The sequence below is a fragment of the Sandarakinorhabdus rubra genome (genome assembly GCF_010994245.1).
GTDB lineage: Bacteria > Pseudomonadota > Alphaproteobacteria > Sphingomonadales > Sphingomonadaceae > Sandarakinorhabdus > Sandarakinorhabdus rubra.
Genome location: NZ_WMHO01000084.1, coordinates 1 through 10661 on the forward strand (window position 1 = coordinate 1; position 10661 = coordinate 10661).

The following is a 10661-nucleotide window of genomic DNA, read 5'->3' on the forward strand; positions in this document are numbered from 1 at the left end:
CGTTCAGCACCAGGTGCCGCACGTCGGCGGCGGCGGCCACATCGGCCAGCGGATCGCCGCCCACCAGCAGCAGATCAGCGAGCTTGCCGCGCGCCACCTCGCCCACCGGCTCGGCCAGAAAAGCGCCGGCATGGCCGGTGGCGGTGCGGAGCGCATCGACCGGGCGCACGCCAAAGCGCGTCATGGCGCGCAAGTTCAAATGCAGGCTGATGGCAACGAAATCGATCGGCGCATCGGTGCCGGCAATGAGGTGATGCCCCAGCGCCAGCGTTGCCTTGATCTGTTCGACGTTGCGCCTGAGCACCGCCAGCTGCGGCGCCGGGTCCCCGCTGCGGATCGCAGCCACCCGTGCATCGAGCTTGGCCAGATCCCAGGCGGGCATCAGGCTGCGCACCCGCCGGTCAGATGGCAGGCTGTCATCCTCGCCCATCAGCACGCCGGCCCCGAACAGCGTGGGGGTGCGCGCTGCCTTGGCCGCGGCGAACAGGCCATTGACGTCGCCATAGCCGGCGCCGAGCGCGGTGATGGTGCGCGAATAGCCATAGCGGCTGGTGGCGCCCAGATGCTCCGTGCAGTCGACACCACTGTTCAGCGCCGGATAGTGATAGTGCGAGGCGACGTGCAGGCCCATGGCGTGGGCCATCGCCGTCACCTCGGCCTGCACCTTGTGCGTCATCCGCACATAGGTCTTGATCATGTCATAGCCCAGCGCCCGGGCGCGCTCCATTTCCAGCGCCATCTGCCCCGGCTCGGTGACCGGACGCATGAAATTGTAGAAGATGCGGCTGCCGTCCACCGCCTCGCCGCAGGCAAAATGGCGCGGCCCCAGCCGGGCGCCGCTGGCCAGCGCCTCGCGCGCTTCCACCATCTGGTAGGCCGGGCAGCCGGGCGAGCGCGTGGTGGTGATGCCCATGGCCAGGAACAGCCGGTCCATGCGGTCGCCATAGCCATATCCCTGCATCTGGCGATGGGTGTGCATGTCGATGAGGCCGGGGATGAGCGTGAGGTCGCGGCCATCGATGACAACGTCAGCGCTGGGCAGCGGGCCCGATGCCGGCTGGATGGCGGCGATGCGGCTGCCCTCGATCACCACGTCGGCAGCGCCGCGATAGGCGTCGCTCGACCCGTCCCACCAGCGGCCGGCACGAACGATGGTGCGCGCCGGCAGGCGCGGTGCTGCCCAGCTGATCGGGCAGGGGATGGTGGCTGGTGCGCCGCCATCCAGCCCGACCAGCCGCAGCCGGCCATTGTTGAGATAGAGCAGCGCGCCCGAATCCCCCCGCCAGGTTGGCGCATCGGTCACCTCGCGGGTGATCTGCTTCGGCGCGCCGGTGGGCGTGCCGCTGGCATCCACCGGTAGAACCCACAGGGTTGATCCCATGACGTAGGCAAGGTGGCACCCGTCCGGTGACCACACCGGACCATCATCACCGCGCGTCGCGATCGACTTGCCGGGGCCCACGGCATGATAGCGGCCGCGCCCGGTGACCAGGTCGATCACCAATATCTCGCTGTAACCTTCTCGATAGCGCGGCGTGGTCGGCCGGAAGGCGGCCATGGCGACATGACGGCCGTCGGGCGACCAGGTCGGCCGGCCCGGTTCCCACAGCGCGTCATAGCGGCGCTGCACGCGGCCCGAGGCGACATCGACCGTGTGGAGCGCGCCGGACTGATCGAGGAAGGCGACCTGGCTGCCATCGAGCGACCAGCTGGGCGAGACGGCGGCCTGGCCCTTCAGATCGGTCAGCTGCCGATCCTGCCCGCTTGCGATGTCCCGCACCCACAGGTCGAGCGTGCCGCCGCGATCGCTGGCATAGACGATGCTGCGGCCATCCGGAGACCAGGCCGGATCGCACTTGAAAGCGGCATCGGCAACCAGCCGGCGCGCCCCGCCGCCCACATCCAGCAGCCAGATGTCGTTGAGGGCGCGCAGCAGCACGCGGCGGCCATCGGCCGACAGCTGCGGCGCGTGGATGCCCATCACCGGTTGCGGGCCGGCCGGCGGCGCCGCCGGGTCGGCCAACTGGCGATGGCGGGCATAGCTGGGGGTGACGACCGGCACCTGGGTCCTGAACGGGATGACCCGGCTGCTGCCATCTGGCGCGCGGCGGCGGATCTTGCCGGTGGCGGCATGGATCAGGCTGCCATCGGCGGCAAAGGCTGGGCGGAAGGGGTAGAGATCCTCGCCCTCGATCACCGGCTTGCCGCGCCACATCATCGTCACTGCGCCGGCGCTGACCACGCTCCAGGCAAGGCTGCCGTCCGGCGCGAAGCCGGGCGCACGGATCTCCGACGGGCGGGTGCGATCGGCCGAACGCGGCACGGCGGCGGCCTCGGTGGTGGTGCCCTCAAGATCGGTGACCAGCAGCCGGTTGCCATCGGCGACATAGGCGACGCGGCGGCTGTCCGGCGACCAGCAGGGCTCGCTGTCCTGGCTGCTGCCGCGTGACAGCATCCTGACGCTGCCATTGGCAAGGTCGAGGAGGTGGATGGCATAGCGGCCATCGGCGCGATCGGAGGAGAAGGCCAGCCAGCGCCCATCGGGCGAGGCGCGCACCTCGCGGTTGTCGTGAAGGCCGTCGGTGTGCTGGCGCCAGTCGCTGCCATCGGCGGCGCAGGACCAGATGTGGAAATGGCCGCTGCGATAGGATTGGAACACCAGCCGCTGGCCACCGGCCATCCAGTCCGGCTGGGCCAGATCGTCGAATTCGCCGGACAGGCGGCGCGGCTGGCCGCCACCAACCGGCAGGGTCCACAACAGGCCGAGCAGATCGAAGGCGAGGGTGCGGCCATCGGGTGAAAGCGCAAGCGCGACGTTGGTCACGTCCTCGACTGTCACCAGCGCGCGGCGGCTGGCGCCGACCTTGCCGGGTTGCGCGCTGGATGCCGCCAAGGGGCCGCCGGCGGCAGCAAGACCAGCGCCGCCGAGCGCGCCAAGCCGGAACAGATCGCGCCGGGCAAGGCCGCCTTGACGCCCGCCACCATCGTGGTGCCCGCCGCCGTTGCGCCTGCCTGCCATCGCCTGTCCCCCATTGTCGTGCCGGCATCACGGCCCCGGCAGTGCCCCCAATCCCCGGCCAAGGGTTACGACAGCCCGGCAATCCGCCCTCTACGGTAAATCACATATGGCAGGAATGTGACATCGACTGTGTAGAGGCAAGGTGGCGGTCAGTCATGGTGCGGGGATGTGCGGTTCCGGCAGGAATCGGCATGCATCTGTATCGTAAAACCGGTCACGCGTTGCGGGGAAGACAACAAGAAGAAACGGGTTGTGACCGGCGGGGACTGTCGTCGCCGGTGTGGGGAGGTGCGCGTCACTGTCGTCGGAAAGTGTAGGCCATCGAGGGGGTAATCATGAGCGGTCTCTTTGCAAACACCATGGCGCGCCGGGTTGCGGTGCTGGCATCTTCGGCTCTGGTGGCACTGGCCTGGGCCAATGCCGCCTCGGCACAGGCAGCAGGCAACCAGGCCAGTGCCGATGATCCCGAGGTCGAAGAGATCGTGGTGACCGGCTCCCAGATCCGCGGTGCCAAGGACACGGGTGCCACCCCGCTGAGCATCGTTGGCACCGAACAGATCCAGGCGGTCGCGGCCGTGTCCGGCGCCGACCTGTTCCGCTCCATCCCCAGCCTTGGCGGCGTCACCTTCAACGAACAGGTTCTGGGCGGCGGCAGCCCCAATGCGGCGCGCGGCGATGTTTCCACCATATCGCTGCGCGGCCTGGGCAACGGCAACACGCTGGTGCTGATCAACGGCCGCCGCAGCGTGCTGCACCCCACCAGCCAGGCGATCACCGGGGTGATCGACAGCGGCGTGCCGACCTTCGGCTACAACGCCAACACGGTTCCCGTCGGCGCGATCAGCCGGGTCGAGATCCTGCGTGACGGTGCAGCGGCGCTTTATGGCTCGGACGCCGTGGCCGGCGTTGTCAACAACGTGCTGAACGACAGCTACAAGGGCCTCAAGATCGACCTGCAATATGGCGGTGCGGAAGGCACCAGCCTGCGCGAGTTCACGGCCAATGTGCTGGCCGGCGCCGATTTTGCCGGCGGCCGCGGCCACATCACGCTGTTCGGCGGCTATGCCCGCAAGACGAAGCTGCTGCTGGCCGATCAGGATTATACCGCCTTCCTCGACCGCCGGCCGTTCGTTGCCGGCACCAGCTTTGCCAATGTCGCCGCCTTCAACGGCACCAGCACGTCGACGCCGTGGGGCACGTTCCGCGCCCAGGGGTCGGGCATCATCACCACCAATGGCACGCCGCTCACCAACGCCTCGCGTCAGTTCCATGTCCAGCCCAACACCAATACCGGCTGCCGCGTGGGCAGCACCACGCCCGGCGTGTGCTATGACGATGGGGTCGGCACCACCGAGATGGCAGGTGTCGATTCGAACCTGCGCTTCGACAACGTAGCCAGCTTCCCGGGGCTTACCACCCAGCCGAGCGTTGACCGCGTCAACCTGTTCGCCTTCGCCAACTATGAGCTGACCGACAATCTCGAGTTCTTCGGCGAAGCCGGCTTCTATCACGGCAAGACCGACGCGCTGGTCACTTCGGGCGGCAGCCTCGCCAACATCCCGATCACGGTGGCGGCCAATGCCTACTGGAACCCGCTCGGCGCGGTCGGTTCGCCCAACCGCTTGGCCGGCCTCAACATTCCCGATGCCGGCCTGCCGGTCACCATTTCGGCGCTGAACTATGTCGATGCCGGTCCGCGCCGGGTGGAGGTGACCAACCAGCAGTATCGCCTGCTTGGCGGCCTCAAGGGCGAGTTCGGCAACTGGCACTGGGAATCGGCGGTGCTCTACAGCTGGGCGACCGCGCGCGACGTCGCCGATGGCCTGTCCAACACGGCGCTGCAGGCCGCGATCAACCGCACCACGTCAGATGCCTACAACCCGTTCAACGGCGGCTGCCTCACGACACCCGGCATCGGCGACTGCACGACCAACAGCCAGGCCACGATCGACAGCTTCAGGATCAAGGCGGTGCGCGCCACCAAGACGACACTGGCGCTGTGGGACCTGCGCGTGTCGAACAACGAGCTGCTCGGCCTGTGGGCCGGCAACAAGATCGGCATCGCGGCCGGCATCGAATATCGCGAGGAGACGTTCCGCGACAACCGCGACGCCCGCCAGGGCGGCGTGGCCGGCAGGGACACCACCTACACTGACAGCGTCACCGGCATCTTCTATGGGTCTGATCTGGTCGGCGCCAGCCCCAGCCCGGACGTGTTCGGCAAGCGCAACGTCAAGTCGGCCTATCTCGAACTGGCCATTCCACTGGTCAATCCCGACATGAACGTGCCGCTGATCCGCAGCCTCGATGTGCAGGCCGCCGGCCGCTACGAGGATTACAGCGACGTCGGCAGTGTCGCCAAGCCCAAGGCCTCGGCAGCCTGGGAGGTCTTCAACGGCCTGACCGTGCGCGGCAGCTGGGGCCAGGGCTTCCGCGCCCCGAACCTGGAGGTGATCAACACCTCGGCGCTCGACCGCGTCAACAACGGGGTCGAATACACGCTGTGCGAGGCGGACCTCAGGGCCGGGCGCATCGCCAACTTCAGCCAGTGCAACCGCAACATCTCGGTGCTGCGGCGCTCGGGCGGCAACCCCAACCTGAAGCCGGAGGAATCGGAAAGCTGGAACATCGGCGTGATTGTGGCCCCGCCACTGCCCGATGGCTGGGGCCAGCTCAACATCACCGTCGACCGCTGGCGCATAGCCCAGAAGAACGTGGTGGGCCTGCTGGATTTCCAGAACCAGCTCAATCTTGACTATCTGCGGCGGGTGAACGGCGCCACCAACACCAATGCGGTGCGCGCCACGCCGACGGCCGACGATATCGCCGCAGTGGCCGGCACCGGCCTTGCCCCGGTGGGCGAGCTCCAGTTCGTGCTCGCCAACTTCGAGAATCTCCAGCCGATCACGGTGGAAGGCATCGACATCAATGTCGATTACCGGATCCAGACGGCGGTGCTCGGCACGCTTGGCCTCAACCTCAACGCCACCAAGCTGATCCGCTATGAAGTGGCGGCCCCGCCGCCCGTGCAGGAACTGATCGATGCCCAGGCCGCCGGCACCATCAATGCCGGCGTGCCGATCACCGGGGGCGGCGATTTCGTTGGCATCGATGGCCAGCCGGAATGGCGCCTCACCGGCAACTTCACCTGGACGCTTGGCCCGGTTACCTTCGGCACCTTCGTGCAGTATATCGACCGGATCGTGCAGAATGGCGTGCGTGACGCCCAGGCCAATCCCTTCCCGGTGGGCGGCCAGACCACCACCAACATGTTCCTGACCTACCGTTTCGAGACCGACAATGCCCTGAATGGCACGGCGATCACGGTGGGCGCGCGCAACATCGACAACATGGCGCCACCTCTCGCCTCCACCGGCTATTTCTCGGCCCTCTATGCACCGCAGCGTCGCTACTGGTACGTGAACGTCGCGAAGAGCTTCTGAGCCGAAAAGGGGCGGGGATCATGATCGACGGAACAGGCGCCAGCCGGCGTGAGGTGGCGGCCATGCTGCTGTCGGGCGCGGCGATGGCATCGGCGCCGGCCTTCGCGCAGTCGGGGCCAGTGGAGCCGACTCGGCTGATCAGCGCCGGCGAGACGCTGCGGCCGGAGATCACCGGCAGTTTCGGCATCGTCGCGGCAGGGCGCCATTATGCCTGCGCCGCCGGCATCCGCATGCTGATGGCCGGCGGCAACGCCACCGATGCCGGCGTGGCGGCCGTGTTCGCTGCTGCCGTCACCGAAATCTCGCATTTCGGCTTTGGCGGCGAGGCGCCGGCGATCATCCATGATGTCACCTCGGGGCGCAGCGTGGTGGTCAACGGCCAGGGCACCGCGCCCGGCCTGGCGAAACCGGAGTTCTTCGCCGCGCAGGGCGTCATCCCCGGCAACGGCCCCAATGGCGGTACCATCCCGGCGGTCGTTGATGCCATGGCGCTTGCCCTGCAGTTTAACGGCACCATGAGCCTGGCGCAGGTGATGCAGCCGGCGATCGAGCTGGCCGACGGCTTCGTGATGTACAATTTCCTGGCCGAGGTGTTCGTCAGCCAGCAGAAGGCGACTTCGCAGTGGGACTGGGCGCGGCGCACCTATTATCCCGAAGGCCGCCCGCCCGAGACCGGGCAGGTCTTCCGCCAGCCCAACCTCGCCCGCACCCTGCGCATCATCGCCGAGGCCGACGCTGCGGCGCTGGCGCGGACGCGCGACCGGGTGAAGGCCATCCAGGCCGGGCGCGACGCCTTCTACACCGGCGACATCGCCCGCCGCATGGCCACCGCGTTGGAAGCCGATGGCGGCCTGCTGCGCTATGCCGATCTCGCCGGCTACAGGGGCAAGATCGAAGCCCCCGCCAGTGTCGATGTGTTCGGTTATCGCGTGCTGAAGGGCGGTTTCTGGAGCCAGGGTCCGGCGCTGCTGCTGGCGCTCAACATCGCGGAAGCTGCCGGCATCGCGCAGATGGCGCCGGGCTCGGAGGTGTATCTCCACACGCTGGCCGAAGCCATCAAGCTCGCCTTCGATGACCGCAACATGTTCTTCGGCGATCCCGATTTCGCGCAGGTGCCGGGCAAGGGGCTGCTGTCCAAGGCCTATGCCGCCGAACGCGCGAAGCTCATCGGCCCGATGGCCTCGCTGCAGCACCGCTATGGCAATCCCTGGGCTCACGAGGGCCGGGCGCGGCCCACGCCCGATTTCCTGCCGCACATGCTGAAGCGCCCGGCCGGGCCGAGCGCCGACACCACCGCCATCGAGGTGGTGGATGCCAAGGGCAATCTGTTCAGCTGCACGCCCTCGTCGGGCTGGCTGCTGGGCGGCGCTTACGTGGCCGGCGATACCGGCGTGCCGATGAGCAACCGGCTCACCATCTTCGATCTCGATGCCACCAGCCCCAACGTGCTGGCGCCCCACAAGCGGCCGCGCACCACGCTGACGCCGACGCTGGTGCTGAAGGACGACAAGCCCTTCCTGGCCATCGGCACGCCGGGCGGCGACAACCAGGACCAGCAGATCATGAACGTGTTGCTGCGTCTGCTGATCGCCGGCCAGCCGCTGCAGGCCGCGATCGAGGAACCGCGCATCAACTCCAACCATTTCCACAACAGCTTCTCGGTCAAGAAGGACGAGCCCGGCGTGCTGGAGATCGAGGACCGGGTGCCGAAGGCGGTGCGTGATGCGCTGGCGGCGCGCGGCCACAAGCTCGACGTGCTGGGACCCTATGGCGTGTCGACCGGCGTGGTGGCCGCCGGCGTAGTGCCGGGCAAGGGCACGCTGCGCGGCGGCGCCGACGTGCGCCGTGAGCGCTACGTGTTCGGCTGGTAGGCGCCCAAACGCCGACGGCCGCTTGCCGGCGCCGGCGATCGGCGGCACAGTCCTGCCGGAAGGAGCCGAGCCATGGCCGATGCCGAACCGCTGCTGGTGAGCGAGGCGGGCGCCTGCGCCACGCTCACCCTCAATCGCCCCGCCAACGGGAACAGCCTGTCGATGGGGCTGGTGCAGGCGCTCACCGGGGCGCTGGCGGCGCTGGCCCCGCGCGAGGACATCAAGGTCATCGTCATCCGTGCTGCGGGCAGCCGCATCTTCTCGGCCGGGCATGATCTCAACGAATTTGCCGGCGATCCCGATCCCGCGTTCCTGGCGGCCGATTTCGCCGGCATCGCAGGGCTGATGCAGGCGATCATGGCGCAGCCGCAGATCGTTGTCGCCCGCGTGGAGGGCGTGGCGACCGCCGCCGGCCTTGAGCTGGTGACGGCCTGTGACCTGGCGCTGGCAGCCACCACCGCCCGCTTCGCGCTGCCGGGGGTCAACATCGGCTTCTGGTGCCACACGCCGCAGGTGGCGGTGTCGCGCACGGTGGGGCCGAAGCAGGCGATGGAGTTGCTGGTGACCGGCCGCCTGTATCCGGCCGAGCATGCGCTCAGGATTGGCCTCGTCAACGGCCTGCACCCGCCCGACGAACTGGACGCGGCGCTCGATGCACTGGTGGCAACCATCTGCGCCAAGGCAAGCAGCGTGCTGCGCGCCGGCAAGGCCAGCTTCCGCGCGCAGGCGGCGCTGCCGGTCGCGGCGGCCTATGCGGAGGTGCAGGGAAGGGCGCTGGCCAACATCACCCACCCCGATGCCCGCGAAGGCGTCGCCGCGTTTCTCGAAAAGCGGGACCCGAACTGGCTGATCTGAGCGGCGGTTGCGAGCGCGGGGATCATTGGCGTTCGCTGGATGCCCCGCGAGGATTCGAACCTCGATTAACGGAGTCAGAGTCCGGAGTCTTACCTTTAGACGACGGGGCAGTGCGAGCGAGGGGCGCCGTTTACCGCCGCCTTGGCCGCCGGTCAACACCTGCGCACAGGGCGACGCACGGCCATTTGCGTTCGGCGGGCGTTGGGGCTAGCGTGGCCTCAGGTTTCGCTGCGGCGGGCTCCAATCCGGGGCGGCCAAGGCGATGATTTCGAACGGAACAGCCGATGCCGCCTCCAAAGGCGTTGGCGCCGCCCCTGCCTTCGGGGGGCCGCGCCGGGAAGGACCAGACCGGTGAGAGGGCCAGCCTCCGGGCCGGTCATGCCGAACGCGGGAGCCCACGCGGGCCGCAACCGGCCCAACGCCGCGGTCGCACCTATGGCGCCCTGGATCTGGGCACCAACAATTGCCGTCTGCTGATCGCGCGCCCGGGGCCGGACGGCTTCACGGTGGTTGATGCCTTCAGCCGCGTGGTCCGGCTGGGCGAGGGACTGCTGGAATCGGGCCGGCTGGGTGATGCCGCGATGGACCGCACGCTTTCTGCTCTGTCCATCTGCGCCGACAAGCTGGCCCGCCGCGAGGTGCGCCTCACCCGCAACGTCGCCACCGAGGCCTGCCGCCGAGCCAGCAACGGGCTGGCCTTCGTGGAGCGGGTCTACAAGGAAACGGGTATTGCCCTTGATGTGATCAGCGCGGCGGAAGAGGCGCGGCTGGCGGTGCTGGGCTGCCATGTGCTGATCGAACCCGATGGCCCACCGGCGCTGGTGTTCGACATCGGCGGCGGTTCCACCGAGCTGATGCTGGTGGAGGCGGTGAGCCGCGACGGCCAGCCGGCCATTCTCGACTGGATCTCGATGCCGTGGGGTGTTGTCAGCCTCGCCGAGACCGAGCCGCAATGGCCCGATGCCGGGGACCGGCTGGCTGCCTATGAGCGCATGCTGGGTGCGGTGGCGCCCTGGCTGGAGCGGTTCGACGCGCGGCTGGCCGCGCGCGGTGTCGGCGCCGTGCAGCTGCTCGGCACGTCGGGCACCATCACCACGCTGGCCAGCGTGCAGCTCGGCCTGCCCGGCTATGACCGGCGGCGGGTGGATGGCTGCGCGGTCGCGGCGGACGAGCTGGTGACGCTGTGCCGCTCGATCGGGCTGACCAGCGTGGCGGAACGGGCGCGCATCGCCTGCGTGGGGCCCGACCGTGCCGAACTGATCGTCGCTGGCTGCGCCATCCTGGAGGCCATCCTCACCCGCTGGCCGGGCGGGCAGGTGAAGGTGGCCGATCGCGGCATCCGCGAGGGCATCTTGCGCACTCTGATGGCGCGCGACGGGGCCTGGCCCACCAGCGTGATGGCCGGCCGATGAGCAGCGCGCCGCCAGGTGGCGGGCCGGGCGGAGGGCCGGGTGGCCGTTCGCGCGGCGGCCG

5 protein-coding genes and 1 tRNA gene are annotated in these 10661 nt (G+C 68.8%); 4 read left to right on the forward strand and 2 right to left on the reverse strand.

Going from position 1 to position 10661, the window contains the following annotated elements:
- The coding region (locus GJV64_RS07030) for an amidohydrolase family protein (protein ID WP_164156559.1) at positions 1–3019 on the reverse strand (3019 nt) is incomplete at its 3' end.
- A gap of 335 nt (positions 3020–3354) precedes the next feature.
- Here GJV64_RS07030 and GJV64_RS07035 point away from each other — a divergent pair.
- The 3 genes from GJV64_RS07035 to GJV64_RS07045 all read left to right on the forward strand — a co-directional run bounded on the left by GJV64_RS07035 (position 3355) and on the right by GJV64_RS07045 (position 9188).
- Complete coding sequence (locus GJV64_RS07035; RefSeq protein WP_235927639.1) at positions 3355–6462, forward strand: TonB-dependent receptor plug domain-containing protein; 3108 nt, start codon at positions 3355–3357, stop codon at positions 6460–6462.
- 20 nt (positions 6463–6482) lie between these two features.
- Positions 6483–8333 carry a gamma-glutamyltransferase family protein gene (locus tag GJV64_RS07040; RefSeq protein WP_164156560.1) on the forward strand — a complete coding sequence of 617 codons (1851 nt, stop codon included), beginning with the start codon at positions 6483–6485 and terminating at the stop codon, positions 8331–8333.
- Between the two features lie 72 nt (positions 8334–8405).
- Complete coding sequence (locus GJV64_RS07045) at positions 8406–9188, forward strand: enoyl-CoA hydratase-related protein (protein ID WP_164156561.1); 783 nt, start codon at positions 8406–8408, stop codon at positions 9186–9188.
- A 36-nt stretch (positions 9189–9224) separates the two neighbouring features.
- Here GJV64_RS07045 and GJV64_RS07050 read toward each other — a convergent pair.
- Positions 9225–9298: transfer RNA gene (locus GJV64_RS07050), tRNA-Gln, on the reverse strand.
- A 174-nt stretch (positions 9299–9472) separates the two neighbouring features.
- On the opposite strand from GJV64_RS07050, the gene GJV64_RS07055 reads away from it, so the two are divergent.
- Positions 9473–10600, forward strand: a complete 1128-nt coding sequence (locus tag GJV64_RS07055; protein ID WP_164156562.1) for a Ppx/GppA phosphatase family protein — start codon at positions 9473–9475, stop codon at positions 10598–10600.
- The last annotated feature ends 61 nt before the right edge of the window (positions 10601–10661 follow it).

Bases quoted from the DNA above. Each gene is read 5' to 3' on its own strand.
- GJV64_RS07040 (WP_164156560.1), top strand. From the start codon at position 6,483: ATGATCGACGGAACAGGCGCCAGCCGGCGTGAGGTGGCGGCCATGCTG.
- GJV64_RS07035 (WP_235927639.1), top strand. From the start codon at position 3,355: ATGAGCGGTCTCTTTGCAAACACCATGGCGCGCCGGGTTGCGGTGCTG.
- GJV64_RS07045 (WP_164156561.1), top strand. From the start codon at position 8,406: ATGGCCGATGCCGAACCGCTGCTGGTGAGCGAGGCGGGCGCCTGCGCC.
- GJV64_RS07055 (WP_164156562.1), top strand. From the start codon at position 9,473: ATGCCGCCTCCAAAGGCGTTGGCGCCGCCCCTGCCTTCGGGGGGCCGC.